Here is a 19,852-nt window from a genome sequence, read left to right as displayed (position 1 = left end):
GCCATCCTTGTCCTTCCACACGTGGAGGACTTGTCATGAACATCATCGCTACCTGCAGACGTCAGCCCTGGAACAAAGGAAAACTGGTCGGGCAGAAAACCCCACTCCGACTGAGAGATATCTGGGCCATCCGAGTAAGGCTTCAAATTGCGGAAAGAACCCGAGATCTGGCTCTCTTCGATCTGGCCATCGACAGCAAGCTTCGAGCCTGCGACTTAACCAAGCTCCGCGTGCGCGACGTTGCTCATGGCGAGCACTTATCATCACGAACCATGGTGATGCAGCAGAAGACGCAACGGCCTGTGCAGTTTGAGATCACTGATCAAACACGATCTGCTCTCTGGGCCTGGATACATCGGGCCCAGCTACGCAGCGAGGACTACCTTTTTCCTAGCCGGCTGCATACTTCAGACCATCTATCTACTCGTCAATACGCTCGTATCGTCAAAGGCTGGGTGAAAGCCGTGGGCCTTGATCCAGCCATGTATGGCACACACACAATGAGACGTACGAAGGCATCACTGATCTATCGCAGGACGAAGAACCTGCGGGCGGTTCAGTTGCTGCTCGGCCATACGAAGCTGGAGAGCACTGTTCGATACCTGGGGATTGAGGTCGATGACGCCCTGGAGATGGCGGAACAGACTGAGGTTTGACCATGCATAGCGACGGTCGAAGTTAGACCGTCGCTAACCGGCCCGCTCGTCGACAGAGACGTCGACTACGCGGACCGCATTGGTATCACTGACTTAATCGTCAAGGCTTTCGGGAAGCAGAGTGCTTTGTCCGCGATAGTCACCTTGGATGAAACGTTTCATAGGCAATCCTGCGTTATCACTTTGGGCAATCGGAGCAACGTTGGAAGACTCTTGATGTACTCTGATGCAAGAAAGTAATGCTAGTAAATTTGGAGCTTAAGGATCTGCCTATGGATGTGATTTCAGCGCACCAATTTTCTACAAATCACCGTACTCAAATTGAGGCAAGCGATCACTGTGGCTGTTTTTACTGCTTAGGTGTGTTTTCGCCCTCTGAAATCACTGAGTGGGTTGATCTAGATAGCACCGCTCTGTGTCCGAAGTGCGGGATCGACTCGGTCATCGGTTCAGCATCCAGTCTGCCGATTACCCCTGTATTTCTTTCGAAAATGCACGAACACTGGTTCTAGAAGATCCCGTCATTCGAGGGCATCCCTTCGGTTTGAGATCTACAGACTAGCTTTACCTCAGTGCCGAACGTTCCTGCTAAGTATTTACACACTCTGGGCCGAAAGCAGTCGCCGCTCTCCTCATCGCAGAGGGCTTTGTGCCGAGGCTGAATCCACCAAAGCCATCAAGCGCCAACTCGCCGAGTCGTTGTACGTGGCTTACAACGACGCGACGAGTTATCGAGCTATTGAATTAAAGGGCTAATCATCACCCAGGGCAGGGCGCTTCGCGGTCGAGGAGTCTGGCGGTAAGCAGTACGCCCAGTTCGCTCAGTTGGTGTATGGCGAGGGCGATGTCGCGGTGTTTGCCGTTGAGGTCTTCGGACAGGTCGAGCAGGAGGGTGCTGACGCTGGTGAAGGTTTCGTAGCTGTTGGTGATGAGGCTTTCGTTGCTGGCGTTGGGGGCAACGTTGAAGAGGGCACTTGAATTTGCTTTTGACATGAGTAGACATCCTGAGTGATGCCACCACCTTTCCGCTACTAAACAGTGGGTGGCAGCTGTACGCAGGTTAGTAGACCGGTGGACATCTAAAGCCGGCGCGCCCGAAGACGCCCTGCGCACAGCCACCATCAAGCACAGACGCACTGTCTGACTGATGAAACTCATGCACTAATAGATACCCAAGCTCAGGCTACTAAACCCGAATCACTGAACAATTCAGCGACCGAGCCACCTTAGAGACGGCCACCCCAGCGCACAAGCCGGCGGATTCTGACGCACGCGTAGGCAATGGAGCAAGGCGCGGTGTGGAAATCGGATTTTGCCTTCAGGCGCTGCGTTATCGTTTGGGTTTTTCGCGAGCAAGCTCGCTCCTACAGAAGTGCCATATTCCGGTGTTATGGTTGGCGCTGACGATGGAGGACTGAACATGACATTGACTGTCGACACCTTGCTCGAATTGGCCATGGCCAACCCTATCAATGCGCAAATCACCGCGCGCCTGCCGGATCTGGGTGTGCAGCAGTGCATGCTCACGGCGGGCTGCCTGTTCCAGGCGGTGTGGAACCATCAGGCGAATCTGCCGGCTGCTCAGGGCGTGAAGGACTATGACGTTTTTTACTTTGACGAGGACCTGTCCTACGAGGCGGAAGACGCGGTAATTCGTGCGGCGCAGGTGCTATTCCAAGACTTGGGGGTGAATGTGGAGGTCAGGAATCAGGCGCGGGTGCACCTTTGGTATGGGCAGCGGTTTGGCCGGCCTTACCCGCAGTTGCATTCGGCCCGGCAAGGGGTGGACCGTTACCTGGTGGCGGGCACGTGTATTGCGCTGGATATTGCCTCGGGCGAGGTGTACGCGCCTTATGGCTTGGAGGATGTGAAGCAGGGTGTCTTGCGTATCAACCCCTTGCATCCGGAGCCGGAGCTGTTTTTGCACAAGGCCAGGAGTTATCAAGCGCGTTGGCCGTGGCTCGAGATTGTCGAGCCGGGCTTAGCCCCAATGCTGTAGGAGCGAGCTTGCTCGCGAAAATCGTTAACGATAACGCGTGCCTTCAGATTAAACGCGGCGCCTGTGAGTTTTTCGCGAGCAAGCTCGCTCCTACAGTAACCCCCCGAGTACGCCGCAACCTATTACTACCAGCCATGGCGGCAGCTTCCACACCATCAACGCGACCAGTGCGAGTAGCGCCAACGCCACGTCATACACATTGAAAATCGCGCTGGTCCACACCGGTTGGTACAGCGCCGCCAACAACAGGCCAACCACCGCCGCGTTCACCCCGGCCAGCGCCGCCTGGGTGCGCGGGCTTTTGCGCAGGTTGGCCCAGAAGGGCAAGGCGCCGAAGATCAGTAGAAACGAGGGGGCGAAGATCACCAGCAGCGCGATCACCCCGCCAAGCCAACCGCTCGGGGCGTGGGTCATGGAGGCGCCGAGGAAGGCGGCGAAGGTGAACAGCGGGCCGGGCATAGCCTGGGTGGCGCCGTAACCGGCGAGGAATACATCGTTGCTGACCCAGTGGCTGGGCACCACTTCGGCTTGCAGTAGCGGCAACACTACGTGGCCGCCGCCGAATACCAGCGCGCCGCTGCGGTAGAAGGCGTCCACCAGCGCCAGCGTGGGGTTGAGCGCCCATGCGGAGAGGAGTGGCAAGCCTATAAGCAGCAGCAAAAACAGCATCAACCACAGGGCTCCGGCACGGCGGCTGATGGCGATGGGCAGCGCGTCGGGCTCGGCACTGCTCTCGGGCTTGAACAGCAACAGGCCGGCCACGCCTGCGACCACCATGACCCCGACTTGAGCCCAGGCGGAGGGTTGCAGCAGCACCACGCAGGCGGCGATCAACATCAACGCCACCCGTAAAACGCCTCGGCACAGGTTGCGTGCCATGCCCCATACGGCCTGGGCCACCACCGCTACGGCGACGACCTTGAGGCCGTGCAGCGCGCCATGGGGGAGGGCGCCGCCGTAGTGGGCCAGCCCCAGGGCAAACAGGATCAGGGCGATGGCCGACGGCAAGGTGAACCCGGCCCAGGCTGCCGCCGCGCCCCGGTAACCCGCGCGGGACAGGCCCAACGCGATACCGACCTGGCTGCTGGCCGGGCCGGGCAGGAATTGGCACAGGGCGACCAGTTCGGCATAGCTGCGCTCGCTGAGCCAGCGGCGGCGGGTGACGAACTCTTGGCGAAAATAGCCCAGGTGCGCAATCGGCCCGCCGAAGGAGGTGAGGCCCAGGCGCAGGAAGATCAGGAACACTGACCAGGGGCTGCTGCGGTGATCGGCAAGCTGGGGCAAGGGGGCGTCTCGGGCAACGATGCTGGATGTTGCCGACCATAACCAATTTTCATGACGCGCAGAAGAGCGGGTATTTTGCTGCTCCCATTGAATTTATCCGCGGTTGCTTGAGTCACTCAAAGCAGTGCATTGTTTTTCCATCCACAGGACCTCAAGGACCGACCATGACCTTTTTCATCTTCCTGCTCGCCTGCGCCGCCGCCGCCAGTACCGGTGTGATCTTCAAACCCGGTGCCTGGTACGAATCCCTGGTCAAGCCCAACTTTACCCCGCCCAATTGGCTGTTCCCGGTGGCATGGACGATCATCTACCTGCTGTTGGCCTGGGCCGGTTACCGCTTGACCCTGATCCCCGGCAGCGAAATGGTGTTGGCCTTGTGGGCGGCGCAGATTGCATTGAACACGCTGTGGACGCCGGTGTTCTTCGGGGCCCATCGGTTGTTCGCCGGGATGGTGATTATCGTGCTCTTGTGGCTCACCGTGGCAGCGATGGTGGTGCTGGCCGTGCGCCTGGATTTGATTACCGGGCTGATCCTGTTCCCGTATCTGGCGTGGCTGTGCGTGGCCGCGGCGTTGAACTTCTCGATCCTGCGTAATAATCGCTGATGGCTTACCAGCATTGGCCCGCCAGCGAGCCCGAACTGGCCCAGATGCGCCGCTTCAATCAGAAACTGGCGTGGATGCCGCGCTTTAAAGTCCGCAACCGCGTGACGCCGCGCATGATCCAGGCACTGCTACGCGCCAGCCAGACGTTCAAGAAGGCGCCCGTGGTTGAGCTGAAAAGGCTGGGCACGGTGCCCGTGCGCATCTTGCGCCCCAGTGGCAAGCTCAAAGGCGTGGTGCTGGATATCCACGGCGGTGGCTGGGTGATCGGCAATGCGCAAATGAATGACGACCTTAACCTCGGCATGGTCAACGCTTGCGATGTGGCGGTGGTGTCGGTGGATTATCGGCTGGCGGTGGATACGCCGATCGAAGGGTTGCTGGACGACTGCCTGACGGCTGCGCGCTGGCTCCTGGCGGATTGCCCGGAGTTTGCCGGCCTGCCGGTGTTTTTCGTCGGTGAATCGGCCGGCGGGCATCTGGCGGCGGCCACCTTGTTGGCGCTCAAGCAATGGCCCGAGTTACTCCAGCGGGTAAGCGGCGCGGTGTTGTATTACGGCGTCTACGATTTGACCGGCACGCCCAGTGTGCGCACGGCCGGGCCGGGCACCTTGTTGCTGGACGGTCCGGGCATGGTCCAGGCGCTGCGCCTTCTAACGCCGGGGATCAGCGACCAGACGCGCCGGCAGCCGCCGTTGTCCCCTTTGTATGGGGACTTTGAGGGGCTGCCGCCAGCGCTGATGTTCGTGGGCGAATTGGACCCGCTCAAGGATGACACCCTGCTTATCGCCGAGCGATGGGCGGCGGTTGAGGCCCATCTACTGCCGGAAGCGGCCCATGGGTTTATTCATTTTCAGGTGGCGATGGCCGATCGCGTGTTGGCTTACGCTCGCCAGTGGATAGCGGGTCGGATCCTTGGCGATGAGCGTTAGTATCGAGGCGGTGCAGGCCGCTGACATTCCCCAGGTGCTGAGCTTCGCTTTGCAGGCGCGTGATGAACTGTTTCCGTCGCTCAGTGCCACCGGTGTTCCTCACGATCTGGCGCAGTTTGAAGCCATCTACCTTGAGGGCGGCGGGCGGTTTTTGATTGCCCGTGCCGAAGGCCGGATAGTTGCCTCGGTGGCTTATCGGCCCTACGACGGCCGCTTCCCACAGTTGAACTACCAGGGGCGCAAGACGGTGGAAGTGGTGCGCCTGTATGTGCTCCCGGCAGTGCGCCGCCTGGGCCTGGCGGGCCAGTTGTACCGCTCGCTGGAGGCGCTGGCGCGGGCGAATGGCGTGGAGGTGATGTACTTGCACACCCATCCGTTTCTGCCCGGCGCGATTGATTTCTGGCGGCGGCAGGGGTTCGAAGTGGTGGATGTCGAGGCCGACCCGATCTGGCAAACAACCCATATGCACCTGCCTCTGTAGAACCAATGTGGGAGGGGGCTTGCTCCCGATGAGGGAGTGTCAGCAAACACATCTATGACTGACCCACCGACATCGGGAGCAAGCCCCCTCCCACATTTTGATCACAGTTGGCTGTCAGGCTGTCACCAGAACAAGCTGCTCCAACCTACAGGTTCAGTTGGAGCGCAGACGCAGGATTTGCGCACCGTCGAACGGGTCTGTCAGGTAATGCCCCTGCACCCCGAAGGTCTCTTGCAAACGCTGCGGCGTCAGCACTTGCAGCGGCGCGCCCAGCGCCACCAGGTGCCCGCGATCCAGTACGGCCAGGCGATCACAGGTCAGCGCCTGATTCAGGTCATGCAGCGCAATCAAGGTCGTCACCGGCAAGCCTTGCACGCCTTTGAGGATCGCCAGTTGATGCTGGATATCCAGGTGATTGGTCGGCTCGTCCAGCAACAAAATCTGCGGCCGTTGCGCCAGGGCGCGGGCGATGTGTACGCGCTGACGCTCGCCACCGGAGAGGCTGCGCCAGGCGCGTTGGCTCAGGTGGGTGGCGTCTACGTCGTGCAGGGCCTGGTGCACGATGGCATCGTCTTCGCGCGACCACGGACTCAGCGCCGACAGCCACGGCGTGCGGCCCAGGGCCACGGCATCGAACACGCGAATGGCGTCGTCGGTGTCGGCCTGTTGCTCCACGACCGCCAATTGTTGCGCGATGGTGCGGCGGGGCAACTGACCCAGCGGCTTGCCACCCAGGCGAACATCGCCGCTGGCCGGCACACGTAATCCAGCCAGCAATTTGAGCAGGGTGGATTTGCCTGAACCATTGGGCCCGACGATGCCGAGGGTTTCACCCAACTGCACGTCCAGGTCAACGTCACGCAGCAACTGCGCCTCACGCACTTTGAAGCCCAGGCCGCTGCAACTGAGCACGCTCATCGCGCATTCCTCCGGCCAATCAGGATCAGCGCAAACACCGGCGCGCCCACCAATGCGGTCACCACACCCACCGGAATCACCTGGCCCTTGATCAAGGTGCGCGACAGCACGTCCGCTGCGATCAAAAACAGCGCGCCACCCAAGGCGCTGGCCGGCAACAAGCGCGAATGCCCGGTGCCAAGCAACAGGCGCACCGCGTGGGGAATCACCAAACCGACAAACCCGATGGAGCCGACGATGGACACCATCACCGCCGTCACCAGCGCAGCGCAGGCCACCAGCACAAATTGCACGCGGCGCACCGGGATGCCGAGGGAGGCCGCCGAGTCGCTGCCGAAGGTAAACGCATCCAGTGCGCGACGGTGCCACAGGCACACCGCGAGCCCCACGACCGCCACCGGCACCGCCAACCACACCGAGGGCCAGCGCACGCCGCTGAGGTTGCCCAGCAGCCAGAACATAATGCCGCGGGCTTGTTCGGAGCTGGCCGACTTGGTGATCAGGAACGCGGTCAGGGCATTGAATAACTGCGAGCCGGCGATGCCTGCGAGGATGATTTGCCCGGTGCCGCTGGACGAACCGCTGGCCCGCGCCAGCAGCGTCACCAGCGCAAACGCCGCCATCGCCCCCACAAACGCGCCGGCCGATAACGACACCAGGCCACCGCCCACGCCAATCAAGGCAACGAGCACCGCGCCGGTTGACGCGCCGGCGCTGATGCCCAGCAGGTACGGATCGGCCAGCGGGTTACGCAGCAGTGATTGCAGGATCACGCCGCATGTTGCCAACCCTGCGCCGCAGGCTGCGGCCACCAGGGCCCGGGTGAGGCGATAGTTCCACACCACGCCTTCGTCGATGGGGTCCAGTACGTAGCCGGCGGCCCAGAGTTTATTGGCGAGCACCTGCAGCACCACCTGCGGTTCGATGGCAGTTTCACCGATGGCGACGCCAGCGAGGAGGGCGAGCAGCAGCAACGCCAGGGCGAGTAGGGTGCGCATCATTGGCCCAGGTTATAGCCGTCGATGGCGGCGGCCAGTTGTTCAAGGCCTTCGAAGGTGCGCAGGCTCGCCTGCAACGCCAGGGCGTCGAGGATGATGATGCGGTTGTTCTTCACCGCGTCCATGTTGCGGGTCACGGGGTCGCTGCGCAGGAAGGCGAGTTTCTTTTCATGGTCGTCGGCCGGGTAGCGGCGGCGGTCCATGCGTGCGATCACCAAGAAGGTGGGGTTGGCCTTGGCGATGGTTTCCCAGCCGACGGCGGGCCACTCTTCATCGGACTGCACGACGTTACGCAGGCCTAGGGTTTGCAGCATGAATTGCGGCACGCCCTTATGGCCGGCTACGTAAGGGTCGCTGGCCATTTCGGCGCTGGAGAACCACACCAGTGCGCTGGCCTGCTTCAAGCCTTTGCCCTGCGCCGTAGCGACGGATTTGGCCAGGCGCGCCTTGAGTTCGTCGGTCAGTTGCTGGCCGCGATCCTGTACGTCGAAAATCTGCGCCAGTTGCTGGAGGCTCTGGTAGATCGTCTCGATGCGAAAGGGCTCCAACCGGGTGCCATCGGCGCCCACCAGGTTGTCTTTGCCTTCGCAGTCGGACGGCAACAGGTAGGTGGGGATCTTCAGTTCATGAAACTGCTCACGGGTGCCGACCACGCCTTGGGGCCCTACCACCCATTCCAGTTCGGCGGCCACCAGTTGCGGGCGCTTGGCGAGTACGGCTTCGAAGCTTGGCTCGTTGTTGGCCAGGCGCTCGATGCGGTCGTCCTGGGCCTTGTACTGCGCCGCCACGTTGTTGAACCACAGCGAAGTGCCGACCACCTTGTCGCCCACGCCCAGGGCGTAGAGCATCTCGGTGGCGGCCTGGCCGATGGTCACGCTGCGGGCGGGGGCGTGCTGGAAGGTCAGGGTGCTGCCGCAGTTTTGCACGGTCAACGGGTACTGAGTGGGCGCGGCTTGCGCCAGGGCACACATACCCAAGCCTGCGATCAGGGCGGTAACGCGTGGCAGCATGAGGCGATCTCCTTGTGAACCGTAGATGCAGCAGGGGAGGTACGGCTCGGAAATACGCCCATGGACGCTGCTGATGGGCAGGGCCAGGATGTCCTTCCCGGACACCCCGCCGGTTAGTGAATTAGCTGGGCCGGCAGGTCTCCTGACTGATGCGTCGTCGCCTTGCTCCCGCCTTCCCGGACGCGGTCCAGTGGCAGTGGGGAGCAGGCTCGGCATCTACAGTTGCGGGGGCAGTTTCGGTTCACGTCGCGTGCGGCGTTTCGAATTCCCTGTTAGTCCCATACGGGAACCGGCGGCGGTATGGTAAGCGATCACACCCTGTAGGCGCGAATCAGAGCCGAATATCTTGCGGCCCGCGGATCAGCGCTTCGATCCGCGTACCTGTGGCGCGTTCTTCGTTGCTGAACCCGTCGTAGTCGGCCAGGTTGGCGAAGCGGATGCCGGTCAGTTGTTCGATCTGGATCACACTGCGCTGGTAGGTTCGAAGCGGGCCGAATACCAGGTCGAGTTGGCCCAGTTCGCGGCTTTGGTCAATCGTGTAGGCACTGGCCGAGGGCTTGCCATCGTCGCTGAGGTAAGCCACCACTTTCCAGAACGCCTTGGGGATTTTCACGCCACGGTAAAGCCGGTCGTCATCGGCGAACACTGGCCCGGTAAACACCGTGGCCCGGGCTTTCCAGCGCTGGGTGTTGTCGAGGATGTAGTCTTCGAGCTCCAGCCAGGTTTTCTGGTTGAAGCCGCTCATTTGAGGGGAGCAGTTGGTGAAGTGAAAGGTGTCGATGTTGGCGGTGTTCGCCTCGTCGCCCCAGTTGGGGTCCTGGCGCCGTACCAGGTGGCCGCGGTCCAGGCCATTGCCGGCATAGAGGTCTTCACCTACTTGGGCGTCCAGGGGCAAGCGGCCATCGTAGGCCCAGGTGTCGTTGCTGCGCGTGATGTCCACATGCTTGGCGCCGTCGATATTGACCCCCACGTAGAGCGCCAATCGTCGGGAGCGCGACATGGTGATGGAGAAATGCGTGTAGTCCAGGCGCTTGGGTTGCACGTCGCCCGCCAGTGGCTCGCCAACCGTGGGCCATGGCACCACGAAATCGCTGAGGAAATCGTCGGCATAGCCCGCGCGGTTTTTGAAGTCCTTGGCCGCTGTGACACGCGGCGTCGCGGCTCTGGCTTCCAGCAGGGTGGGGCTGGCCGCGACCAATGGACGCAGGTCGGCGAGCCTTGGGCGGTGGGAAAGGTCGATTTGGGCTGTGCGGGCGGGCATGGGCATGTTCCTTATGGGCCTCGGATAAACACCACTGAAACACAAACTCATGACAATTTGGCCCAGGGGGCGAACACAGGGCTATCCTGAAAACCGTTACCCGGACGTTCATCACACGCCAAAAAGGAGCCAGCTCATGTGTGTTCGCCAACTGCGCAACCCGATTTTCTGCCTGATCCCGCCGTACATGCTCGACCAGATCGCCCGCCACGGGGATAAAGCCCAGCGGGAGGTCGCATTACGCACGCGCGCCAAGGACAGCACGTTCCGGTCGTTGCGTATGGTCGCGGTACCCGCCAAGGGCCCGGCCCGCATGGCACTGGCCATGGGCGCCGAGAAGCAACGCTCGATCTACAGCGCCGAAAACACCGACAGCCTGCCCGGCAAGCTGATTCGCGGCGAAGGGCAGCCCGCCAGTGGCGATGCCGCAGTAGACGAAGCCTATGACGGCCTGGGCGCCACCTTCGATTTTTTTGACCAGGTATTCGACCGCAACTCCATCGACGATGCGGGCATGGCGCTGGACGCCACGGTGCACTTCGGCCAGGACTACAACAACGCGTTCTGGAATTCGACCCAGATGGTGTTCGGCGATGGCGACCAGCAGTTGTTCAATCGCTTCACCGTGGCACTCGACGTCATTGGCCATGAGTTGGCTCATGGCGTGACCGAGGATGAGGCCAAGCTGATGTACTTCAACCAGTCCGGCGCGCTGAACGAGTCGCTGTCGGATGTATTCGGTTCGTTGATCAAGCAGTACGCGCTGAAGCAAACGGCCGAGGACGCCGACTGGTTGATCGGCAAGGGGCTGTTTACCAAAAAGATCAAAGGCACCGCTCTGCGTTCGATGAAAGCCCCGGGCAGCGCCTTTGATGACAAGCTGCTGGGCAAAGACCCGCAGCCGGGGCATATGGATGATTTTGTGCAAACCTACGAGGACAATGGTGGCGTGCATATCAATTCCGGCATTCCCAACCACGCGTTCTATCAGGTGGCCACCAAGATTGGCGGGTTCGCCTGGGAGCGTGCAGGGCGGATCTGGTATGACGCACTGCGCGATTCGCGGCTGCGGCCCAATTCCGGCTTTTTGCGTTTTGCGCGTATCACCCATGATATTGCCGGTCAGCTTTATGGCGTAAACAAGGATGAGCAGAAGGCGGTCAAGGCAGGCTGGAAAGCGGTGGGCATTAACGTTTGACGAAGCCGCCTGTGCGGCGAGGAACAGCCATGCGAATTTCAATCAAGGAAAGCGGCGGGGCGGCGTTTTTTCCAGGGTTGGCCAAACCGCGCAGCGTCGAACTGGACGCGCTGCCCGAGCAGGACCAGCAAGAGTTGCGGCAACTGATCGAAGACTCGGGTTTCTTTCGGTTGCCGCAAAGCACTCGCCCTGAACCAGGCAACCCCGGCCAGGTGCATTACACCCTGACAGTGACGGAAGGAGCGCGCGAGCACACGGTCTGTGTACTCGCGCCGGTAAAACCCCAGGCCCTGGATGGTTTGGTGCAGTGCGTGCGACGACATATCAATTGTTGAAGCGCCAAGGCTGGCAGGCTACTTGCGATCCAGCCACACCGTCTGCGCATTGCAGAACTCGCGTACACCGAAGTGCGACAGCTCGCGGCCGAACCCGCTTTTCTTGACGCCGCCAAACGCCACCCGAGGGTCAGACACGCTGAACGCGTTGACGAAGACCCCGCCGGTTTCCAGCTGGTCGGCAATCGCTCGCGCCTTTGCCGAGTCGGCCGTGAAGATGCTGGCCGTCAGGCCGAACTCGCTGTCGTTGGCCAGGGCTACGGCGTGGTCGGCGTCGCGGGCGGTGATGATCGAGGCCACGGGGCCGAACAGTTCCTGTTTGAACGACGTCATTTGGTCGGTGACGTCGGCCAGTACGGTCGGCTCATAGTAATTGCCCGCGCCCGCGACTTTATGGCCGCCCAGCAGCAGCCTGGCGCCTTCTTCCAGGGTCGCCTGGACCTGGCCGTGCAGTTCGTCACGCAGATCAAAACGCGCCATGGGGCCAATATAGGTGGCGGTCGAGGTGGGTTCGCCCATCACCAGGGCGCGGCTGGCTTCCAGGAATTTGACGGTGAAGGCTTCAACCACGCCTGCTTCGATGATCAAGCGCTTGGCGGCGGCACAGACCTGGCCGCTGTTCTGGAAGCGGCCGATGACGGCGGCTTGTACGGCGGCGTCGAGGTCGGCGTCGTTGAGCACGATAAACGGGTCGGAGCCACCCAGTTCCAGCACGCATTTTTTCAACGCGGCCCCGGCCTGTGAGCCGATGGCAATACCGGCGCGAACGCTGCCGGTGAGCGTCACGGCGGCGATGCGCGGGTCGGCGATGGCGGTGGACACGCCGTCCTGGGTCACGTTGATCACTTCAAACACACCTTCGGCAAAACCGGCTTTGCGCAGCGCTTGCTGGATCAGGTAGGCGCTGCCCATTACGTTGGGCGCATGTTTGAGTACATAGGTGTTGCCGGCGAGCAGGGTCGGCACGGCGCCGCGCAGCACTTGCCACACCGGGAAGTTCCACGGCATCACCGCGAGGATCGGGCCCAGTGGGCGGTATTCGATCCGGGCGCTGCCGTTGTCCACCAAGGTAGGTTCCGGGGCGAGCATGGCCGGGCCGTGGGCGGCGTACCACTCGCTGAGCTGGGCGCATTTTTCAATCTCGGCGCGGGCCTGGGCGATAGGCTTGCCCATTTCCAGGGTGATCATCTGCGCCATGTCTTCAGCTTGCTCACGCAGGGCGACAGCCAGGGCCAGCAGATAGTCGGCACGCTGGTTCACCGGGGTGTGGCGCCAGGTACGGAAGGCATCGGTCGCGCGGGTGAGGGCGGCATCCAGTTGTGCTGCGCTTTCATAGGGGTAGCTGGCAACGGTTTCACCGTTGGCGGGATTGATCGACAAGGCGTGGGTCTGGTGGGAAATAGCGTTGTTCATGGCACCGTCCGGCTGAATGAGTGGAATGGGACCAGCGTACGGGGCTGTATCTTTTCTGGAAACTGAATAATATTAAGCAATACGTTCATGAATGGAGAATGACTTGGATCTGGTGCAGCTGGAAATCTTCAAGGCGGTTGCCGAACAAGGCAGCATCAGCGCCGCCGCACAGTTGATTCATCGGGTGCCGTCGAACCTCACCACGCGCATCAAGCAACTGGAGCAGGATTTGGGCGTGGAGTTATTCATCCGTGAGAAGAGTCGATTGCGTTTGTCCCCTGCGGGGTGGAATTTCCTCGGCTATACGCGGCGTATTCTCGATCTGGTGCAGGAAGCCCGCGCCACGGTGGCGGGGGAGGAGCCCCAAGGCGCCTTTGCCCTGGGCTCGCTGGAGAGCACGGCGGCCGTGCGTATCCCGGCGTTACTAGCGGCGTATAACCAGCAATACACCAAGGTGGAGTTGGACCTGAGTACGGGCCCCTCGGGCACCATGATCGAAGGCGTACTGTCGGGCCGGCTGACGGCGGCCTTTGTCGATGGGCCGGTGCTGCATTCCACGCTGGAGGGTGTGGCGGTGTTTGAGGAGGAGATGGTGGTGATCGCGCCGCTGCATCACGCGCCGATCAGCCGGGGGCAGGATGTGAATGGCGAGAACATCTATACGTTTCGCTCGAACTGCTCGTACCGGCATCACTTTGAACGCTGGTTTTCACAGGATGGCGCGGTGCCGGGCAAGATCTTCGAGATCGAGTCCTACCATGGCATGTTGGCCTGTGTCAGCGCCGGGGCCGGGCTGGCGCTGATGCCGCGCAGTATGCTGGAGAGTATGCCGGGGTGCGCGGCGGTGAGTGTGTGGCCGTTGACGGACAGCTTTCGACTGCTCAATACCTGGCTGATCTGGCGGCGGGGCACGGTTTCGCAGAGTTTGAACAGTTTCGTAAAACTGCTGGAAGAACGCAATCTGCCAGCATCCTAGATCAAATGTGGGAGCTGGCTTGACTGCGATAGCGGTGTGTCAGTCAATGAATCTTTAACTGAACCGCCGCTATCGCAGGCAAGCCAGCTCCCACAGGTGTCTTGCATCAGCCGCCAAATTGCAGGGTGCCCATCGCCAGTTTGGCCATGATCGCCGTTGCACCCAACTGCACCAGCCACAAGGCCAGCCCACCCAGAAATACCCCCAGCGCCACTTGCAGCACCAGGCTCTTCTGGCGCTTGGCTTGCGGTGCGCGTGGGGCATAGTCGTGCAATTCGTCGCGGTCGGCGCGCAGGTCCAGGTCATCGTTTCTCATAGGGTTCTCGCAGCAAGGAGGCAGTCGACGTTCAGTCTAGTGTGTTCGCCAATAAAAAGGGGGAAGCCAATGGCTTCCCCCCTTCGTCTAACGCTTGCCGGCTTACAGCACTTCGACAATCGCCTTGGTCACCGCACCAATGTTCGACTGGTTCAGGGCCGCCACACAGATACGCCCGGTGTCCAATGCATAGATGCCAAACTCGGTACGCAGGCGTGTGACTTGCTCAACGGTCAGGCCGGAGTAGGAGAACATCCCACGCTGGCGACCGACGAAGCTGAAGTCATGACCTGGCGCAGCCTTGGCCAGCTCGGCCACCATCTGCTCGCGCATACCGCGGATGCGCAGGCGCATTTCGGCCAACTCGGCTTCCCACTGAGCGCGCAGCTCAGGGTTGTTCAACACTGCGGCAACGATGGCTGCGCCGTGGGTGGGCGGGTTGGAGTAGTTGGTGCGGATCACGCGCTTGACCTGGGACAGGATGCGCGCGCTTTCTTCCTTGGACTCGCTGACGATCGACAGCGCGCCTACGCGCTCGCCATACAGCGAGAACGACTTGGAGAACGAGCTGGACACAAAGAAGGTCAGGCCCGACTCAGCGAACAGGCGCACTGCGGCGGCGTCTTCGTCGATGCCATCGCCAAAGCCCTGGTAGGCCATGTCGAGGAACGGCACCAGGTTCTTGGCCTTGACCACCTCCAGCACGTCTTGCCAGTCGGCTGGGCTCAGGTCGACGCCAGTCGGGTTGTGGCAGCAGGCGTGCAGCACCACGATGGACTGTGGCGGCAGGGCGTTGAGGTCTTCGAGCAGACCGGCGCGGTTCACGTCATGGGTGGCCGCGTCGTAATAACGGTACGTCTGCACCGGGAAACCGGCTTTTTCGAACAGCGCCTGGTGGTTTTCCCAGCTTGGGTCGCTGATGGCAACAACGGCGTCGGGCAGCAGTTGCTTGAGGAAGTCGGCGCCGATTTTCAGCGCGCCAGTACCGCCGACGGCCTGGGCGGTAATCACACGGCCGGCACTCAGCAGCGGCGACTGCGCACCAAACAGCAGCTTCTGCACGGCCTGGTCGTAGGCCGCGATGCCGTCGATCGGCAAGTAGCCACGGGCGGCGTGTTGCGCCACACGAATGGCTTCCGCTTCGGCAACGGCACGCAAGAGTGGAATTTTCCCCTCCTCGTTGCAGTAAACGCCCACGCCAAGGTTGACCTTGGTGGTTCGTGTATCGGCGTTGAATGCTTCGTTGAGGCCCAGGATAGGATCGCGTGGTGCCATTTCGACAGCGGAGAACAGGCTCATTTTTGCGGCAGCTCTATGGGGGAAGGGAGGGACGTGTCGCGCTCCAGCCGAATGCACTAGAGCGGTGCACAAACGGGGAGCTAGTATAGAGGCCATCACCGCGCAGGGCGACAGCCGAAATGGCTTTTCGGCCAAGTTTTTCGGTTTATTTGCTGACCGTTAGTCTTATTGCAACCTTGAAGGGAAAGGACATGTAGGACGTCAGCCTTGAAACCCGTCACATTCGCCACCACTTCTACAGCTATCATGGTTTTTTCCTGCAACCTGCGATGATTATTCGCGGGTTGCTGAGCTATTTCGTCCCTGGCGGTGTCGAGTCTGGGGTGACTTCACGAGGTACGTTATGTCGGATTTCCAGCTCGTTACCCGTTTTGAGCCCGCCGGCGATCAACCGGAAGCCATTCGCCAGATGGTCGAAGGCATCGAGGCCGGCCTGGCGCACCAGACGCTGCTTGGGGTGACCGGTTCCGGCAAGACCTTCAGCATCGCCAACGTGATCGCCCAGACCAACCGCCCGACCCTGGTGCTGGCGCCGAACAAGACCCTGGCCGCGCAGCTTTACGGCGAGTTCAAGGCGTTCTTCCCCAACAACGCTGTTGAGTACTTCGTTTCCTACTACGACTACTACCAGCCCGAAGCCTACGTGCCGTCCTCCGATACCTTTATCGAGAAGGATGCATCGATCAACGACCATATCGAACAGATGCGGCTGTCGGCGACCAAGGCGTTGCTGGAGCGCAAGGACGCGATCATCGTCACCACGGTGTCGTGCATCTACGGTCTGGGCAGCCCCGAAACCTACTTGAAGATGGTGCTGCACGTTGACCGAGGCGACAAACTCGACCAGCGCGAACTGCTGCGCCGCCTGGCGAGCCTGCAGTACACCCGTAACGACATGGACTTCGCCCGCGCCACCTTCCGGGTGCGCGGCGATGTGATCGACATCTACCCGGCCGAATCCGACCTGGAAGCGATCCGCATCGAGCTGTTCGATGACGAAGTCGAAAGCCTGTCGGCCTTCGACCCGTTGACCGGCGAGGTGATCCGCAAGCTGCCGCGCTTTACCTTCTACCCGAAAAGCCACTACGTGACCCCGCGTGAAACCCTGATGGGCGCCATCGAGGGTATCAAGGTCGAGTTGGCCGAGCGTCTGGAATACCTGCGTTCCAACAACAAGCTGGTGGAAGCCCAGCGCCTTGAGCAGCGCACCCGTTTTGACCTGGAAATGATCCTGGAGCTGGGCTACTGCAACGGCATCGAAAACTACTCGCGCTACCTGTCGGGTCGCGAATCCGGGGCGCCGCCGCCGACCCTCTATGATTACCTGCCGCCGGACGCCTTGCTGGTGATCGACGAATCCCACGTCAGCGTGCCGCAGGTGGGGGCCATGTATAAGGGCGACCGCTCGCGTAAGGAAACCCTGGTGGAGTACGGCTTCCGCCTGCCGTCGGCGCTGGACAACCGGCCAATGCGCTTTGACGAGTGGGAGGCCATCAGCCCGCAGACCATCTTTGTGTCGGCGACGCCCGGCAACTATGAAGCCGAGCACGCTGGTCGCGTGATCGAGCAGTTGGTGCGACCTACTGGCCTGGTGGACCCGGAGATTGAAATCCGCCCGGCGTTGACCCAGGTCGACGATCTGCTGTCGGAGATCAACAAGCGCGTGGCCCTGGAAGAGCGGGTGCTGGTTACAACATTGACCAAGCGCATGTCCGAAGACTTGACCGACTACCTGGCCGACCACGGCGTGCGCGTACGTTACCTGCACTCGGACATCGACACCGTGGAGCGGGTAGAGATCATCCGCGACCTGCGCCTGGGGACCTTCGATGTGCTGGTGGGGATCAACCTGCTGCGTGAGGGTCTGGACATGCCCGAAGTGTCGCTGGTGGCGATTCTGGATGCGGACAAGGAGGGCTTCCTGCGCTCCGAGCGCTCGTTGATCCAGACCATCGGCCGGGCGGCGCGTAACCTCAATGGCCGGGCGATCCTGTATGCGGACCGCATCACCGGCTCCATGGAGCGGGCGATTGGCGAGACCCAGCGTCGTCGCGACAAACAGATCGCGTTCAACCTGGAACACGGCATCACCCCCAAGGGCGTGTTCAAGGACGTTGCCGACATCATGGAAGGCGCCACCGTGCCCGGCTCGCGCAGCAAGAAGCGCAAGGGCATGGCCAAGGCTGCCGAGGAAAGTGCCAAGTACGAGAACGAACTGCGCTCGCCGAGTGAGATCACCAAGCGGATTCGGCAGTTGGAAGAGAAGATGTACCAGCTGGCTCGGGACCTGGAGTTTGAGGCGGCGGCGCAGACGCGGGATGAGATTGGCAAGTTGCGCGAGCGTCTGTTGGCTGTTTAATTTGCGTTGATTGGGCTGGCCTCATCGCGGGCAAGCCCGGCTCCCACATTGATCTGTGAACGCGGTCAAAATGTGGGAGCTGGCTTGCCTGCGATGGCCGCGCCTCGGTTTTCCAGATATCCCCCAGGCTGTTACCATTCGCCCCTTGTTTCAATTTTCAGTTTTATCGCCCATTCGAGACCTGCCATGACCACCGTCCGCACGCGCATTGCGCCATCGCCTACTGGGGATCCCCACGTCGGTACTGCTTACATCGCCTTGTTCAACTACTGCTTTGCCAAGCAGCATGGTGGTGAATTCATCCTGCGGATCGAAGATACCGATCAACTGCGCTCCACCCGTGAGTCGGAACAGCAGATTTTCGATGCCTTGCGCTGGCTGGGCATTACCTGGGCTGAAGGTCCGGACGTCGGCGGCCCGCATGGCCCGTATCGCCAGAGCGAGCGCAGCGACATCTACAAGCAATACACCCAGCAACTGGTCGACATGGGCCACGCCTTCCCGTGCTTCTGCACCGCCGAAGAGCTGGACCAGATGCGCGCCGAGCAACAGGCCCGTGGCGAGACCCCGCGCTACGATGGTCGCGCGCTGTTGTTGTCCAAGGAGGAAGTGGCCGCACGCCTGGCGGCTGGCGAACCCCACGTTATCCGCATGAAAGTGCCGAGCGAAGGCGTGTGCGTGGTGCCGGACATGCTGCGCGGTGACGTCGAAATCCCGTGGGACCGCATGGACATGCAAGTGTTGATGAAGACCGACGGCTTGCCGACGTACTTCCTGGCCAACGTGGTCGACGATCACCTGATGGGCATCACCCATGTGCTGCGCGGTGAAGAGTGGCTGCCATCGGCGCCGAAACTGATCCTGCTGTACGAATACTTCGGCTGGGAGCAACCGCAGCTGTGCTACATGCCGCTGCTGCGAAACCCGGACAAGAGCAAGCTGTCCAAGCGCAAGAACCCAACGTCGGTAACGTTCTACGAGCGCATGGGCTTTATGCCTGAGGCGATGCTCAACTATCTGGGCCGCATGGGCTGGTCGATGCCGGACGAGCGCGAGAAATTCTCGTTGCAGGAAATGGTCGACAACTTCGATCTCTCCCGTGTCTCCCTCGGCGGGCCGATCTTCGATATCGAGAAGCTGTCGTGGCTCAACGGCCAGTGGCTGCGTGACTTGCCCGTGGAAGAGTTTGCCAGCCGCGTGCAGCAATGGGCGTTGAACCCCGAGTACATGATGAAGATTGCGCCGTTGGTGCAGGGCAGGGTAGAGACATTCAGCCAGGTCGCGCCCTTGGCCAGTTTCTTCTTTGCCGGCGGCGTGAACCCGGATGCCAAGCTGTTTGAATCCAAAAAGCTCTCCGGCGACCAGGTTCGCCAACTGATGCAGTTGATCCTGTGGAAGCTCGAAAGCCTGCGCCAGTGGGAAAAAGATGCGATCACGGCCACGATCCAGGCGGTGGTGGAATCCCTTGAGCTGAAACTGCGCGATGCCATGCCGCTGATGTTTGCCGCGATCACCGGGCAAGCGAGTTCGGTGTCGGTGCTCGATGCGATGGAAATCCTCGGCCCGGACCTGACCCGTTTCCGCCTGCGCCAAGCCCTTGATTTGCTTGGTGGTGTGTCGAAGAAAGAAAACAAGGAATGGGAAAAGCTGCTGGGCGCCATCGCTTAAGCAGGCCGTTGCAGTGACGAAACCCCGGTTTTCCGGGGTTTCGTCGGTAAGTGATTGTTATCCCGGCAAAAAATTTTGAAAATTGTTGAAAATAAATTTGACACGTTTCCAAACCGCCATTAAGATTCGCCCCGTCCTCACCGATGA

The 19,852-nt window shown here is 61.1% G+C and carries 19 protein-coding genes, 1 pseudogene and 1 riboswitch; of the genes and pseudogenes, 10 read left to right on the top strand and 10 right to left on the bottom strand.

Annotated elements, in window-relative coordinates:
* The first annotated feature begins 35 nt into the window (after positions 1–35).
* Positions 36–656, top strand: coding sequence for a tyrosine-type recombinase/integrase (locus E4O98_RS12970; protein WP_032880221.1), 621 nt, complete (start codon positions 36–38; stop codon positions 654–656).
* A gap of 96 nt (positions 657–752) precedes the next feature.
* Here the strand turns inward: E4O98_RS12970 and E4O98_RS12965 are convergent.
* Positions 753–818, bottom strand: a pseudogene (locus E4O98_RS12965) (hypothetical protein); the annotation flags it as partial.
* A gap of 597 nt (positions 819–1,415) precedes the next feature.
* Entirely contained in the window at positions 1,416–1,649 is a 234-nt protein-coding gene (locus E4O98_RS12960; RefSeq protein WP_248135371.1) for a DUF6124 family protein, read from the bottom strand.
* 427 nt (positions 1,650–2,076) lie between these two features.
* Here E4O98_RS12960 and E4O98_RS12955 point away from each other — a divergent pair, with 427 nt between their 5' ends.
* Positions 2,077–2,655: a nucleotidyltransferase family protein gene (locus tag E4O98_RS12955; protein ID WP_103733772.1), complete on the top strand. Its 579-nt coding sequence runs from the start codon at positions 2,077–2,079 to the stop codon at positions 2,653–2,655.
* Positions 2,656–2,745: 90 nt separating this feature from the next.
* Here the strand turns inward: E4O98_RS12955 and chrA are convergent, their stop codons facing one another.
* A complete protein-coding gene (gene chrA, locus E4O98_RS12950) occupies positions 2,746–3,939 on the bottom strand; it encodes a chromate efflux transporter (protein WP_248135369.1) in 1,194 nt (397 codons plus the stop codon).
* Between the two features lie 164 nt (positions 3,940–4,103).
* Between chrA and E4O98_RS12945 the strand changes: the two genes are divergently transcribed.
* From E4O98_RS12945 to E4O98_RS12935, 3 genes are read left to right on the top strand one after another with little or no spacing between them, the layout of a single operon-like run.
* Positions 4,104–4,544 (top strand): TspO/MBR family protein, encoded by a 441-nt coding sequence (locus E4O98_RS12945; RefSeq protein WP_248135366.1) that lies wholly within the window; start codon positions 4,104–4,106, stop codon positions 4,542–4,544.
* Positions 4,544–5,473: an alpha/beta hydrolase gene (locus E4O98_RS12940; RefSeq protein WP_228308732.1), complete on the top strand. Its 930-nt coding sequence runs from the start codon at positions 4,544–4,546 to the stop codon at positions 5,471–5,473. Before E4O98_RS12945 ends, E4O98_RS12940 begins: the two co-directional genes overlap by 1 nt.
* Positions 5,463–5,954: a GNAT family N-acetyltransferase gene (locus tag E4O98_RS12935; protein WP_228308731.1), complete on the top strand. Its 492-nt coding sequence runs from the start codon at positions 5,463–5,465 to the stop codon at positions 5,952–5,954. The genes E4O98_RS12940 and E4O98_RS12935 overlap by 11 nt, the downstream gene beginning before the upstream one ends.
* Positions 5,955–6,107: 153 nt before the next feature.
* On the opposite strand, the gene E4O98_RS12930 is transcribed toward E4O98_RS12935, so the two are convergent.
* From E4O98_RS12930 to E4O98_RS12915, 4 genes are all read right to left on the bottom strand, one after another.
* Positions 6,108–6,872: an ABC transporter ATP-binding protein gene (locus tag E4O98_RS12930; protein WP_248135363.1), complete on the bottom strand. Its 765-nt coding sequence runs from the start codon at positions 6,870–6,872 to the stop codon at positions 6,108–6,110.
* The gene (locus E4O98_RS12925) at positions 6,869–7,873 is read right to left on the bottom strand and encodes an iron ABC transporter permease (protein ID WP_003192595.1); all 1,005 of its coding nucleotides are present in this window, start codon (positions 7,871–7,873) and stop codon (positions 6,869–6,871) included. Before E4O98_RS12925 ends, E4O98_RS12930 begins: the two co-directional genes overlap by 4 nt.
* Positions 7,870–8,880, bottom strand: coding sequence for an ABC transporter substrate-binding protein (locus tag E4O98_RS12920; protein ID WP_078821862.1), 1,011 nt, complete (start codon positions 8,878–8,880; stop codon positions 7,870–7,872). Before E4O98_RS12920 ends, E4O98_RS12925 begins: the two co-directional genes overlap by 4 nt.
* 114 nt (positions 8,881–8,994) lie before the next feature.
* Positions 8,995–9,189, bottom strand: a riboswitch (cobalamin riboswitch).
* A gap of 22 nt (positions 9,190–9,211) precedes the next feature.
* On the bottom strand, positions 9,212–10,141 hold the full coding sequence (locus tag E4O98_RS12915) for a DNA/RNA non-specific endonuclease (protein WP_248135361.1): 930 nt from the start codon (positions 10,139–10,141) through the stop codon (positions 9,212–9,214).
* A gap of 136 nt (positions 10,142–10,277) precedes the next feature.
* On the opposite strand from E4O98_RS12915, the gene E4O98_RS12910 reads away from it, so the two are divergent.
* Positions 10,278–11,339 (top strand): M4 family metallopeptidase, encoded by a 1,062-nt coding sequence (locus E4O98_RS12910; RefSeq protein WP_078821860.1) that lies wholly within the window; start codon positions 10,278–10,280, stop codon positions 11,337–11,339.
* Positions 11,340–11,368: 29 nt separating this feature from the next.
* Positions 11,369–11,674, top strand: a complete 306-nt coding sequence (locus E4O98_RS12905; protein WP_005789790.1) for a protealysin inhibitor emfourin — start codon at positions 11,369–11,371, stop codon at positions 11,672–11,674.
* Between the two features lie 18 nt (positions 11,675–11,692).
* On the opposite strand, the gene E4O98_RS12900 is transcribed toward E4O98_RS12905, so the two are convergent.
* Positions 11,693–13,087 (bottom strand): aldehyde dehydrogenase family protein, encoded by a 1,395-nt coding sequence (locus E4O98_RS12900; RefSeq protein ID WP_248135358.1) that lies wholly within the window; start codon positions 13,085–13,087, stop codon positions 11,693–11,695.
* A 103-nt stretch (positions 13,088–13,190) separates the two neighbouring features.
* On the opposite strand from E4O98_RS12900, the gene E4O98_RS12895 reads away from it, so the two are divergent.
* Positions 13,191–14,063, top strand: coding sequence for a LysR family transcriptional regulator (locus E4O98_RS12895; RefSeq protein WP_223019003.1), 873 nt, complete (start codon positions 13,191–13,193; stop codon positions 14,061–14,063).
* 106 nt (positions 14,064–14,169) lie between these two features.
* On the opposite strand, the gene E4O98_RS12890 is transcribed toward E4O98_RS12895, so the two are convergent.
* Both E4O98_RS12890 and E4O98_RS12885 read right to left on the bottom strand, forming a co-directional pair.
* Positions 14,170–14,379 (bottom strand): hypothetical protein, encoded by a 210-nt coding sequence (locus E4O98_RS12890; RefSeq protein WP_005789784.1) that lies wholly within the window; start codon positions 14,377–14,379, stop codon positions 14,170–14,172.
* Positions 14,380–14,481: 102 nt separating this feature from the next.
* On the bottom strand, positions 14,482–15,678 hold the full coding sequence (locus E4O98_RS12885; protein ID WP_216091819.1) for an amino acid aminotransferase: 1,197 nt from the start codon (positions 15,676–15,678) through the stop codon (positions 14,482–14,484).
* A gap of 343 nt (positions 15,679–16,021) precedes the next feature.
* Between E4O98_RS12885 and uvrB the strand changes: the two genes are divergently transcribed.
* A complete protein-coding gene (gene uvrB / locus E4O98_RS12880) occupies positions 16,022–18,037 on the top strand; it encodes an excinuclease ABC subunit UvrB (protein ID WP_005789781.1) in 2,016 nt (671 codons plus the stop codon).
* A gap of 186 nt (positions 18,038–18,223) precedes the next feature.
* A complete protein-coding gene (gene gltX / locus E4O98_RS12875; RefSeq protein WP_005789780.1) occupies positions 18,224–19,705 on the top strand; it encodes a glutamate--tRNA ligase in 1,482 nt (493 codons plus the stop codon).
* Positions 19,706–19,852 lie beyond the last annotated feature (147 nt).

It is taken from the genome of Pseudomonas sp. W2Jun17, assembly GCF_023127795.1.
Lineage (GTDB): Bacteria > Pseudomonadota > Gammaproteobacteria > Pseudomonadales > Pseudomonadaceae > Aquipseudomonas > Aquipseudomonas synxantha_A.
This window is presented reverse-complemented; position numbering and strand designations above follow the sequence as displayed.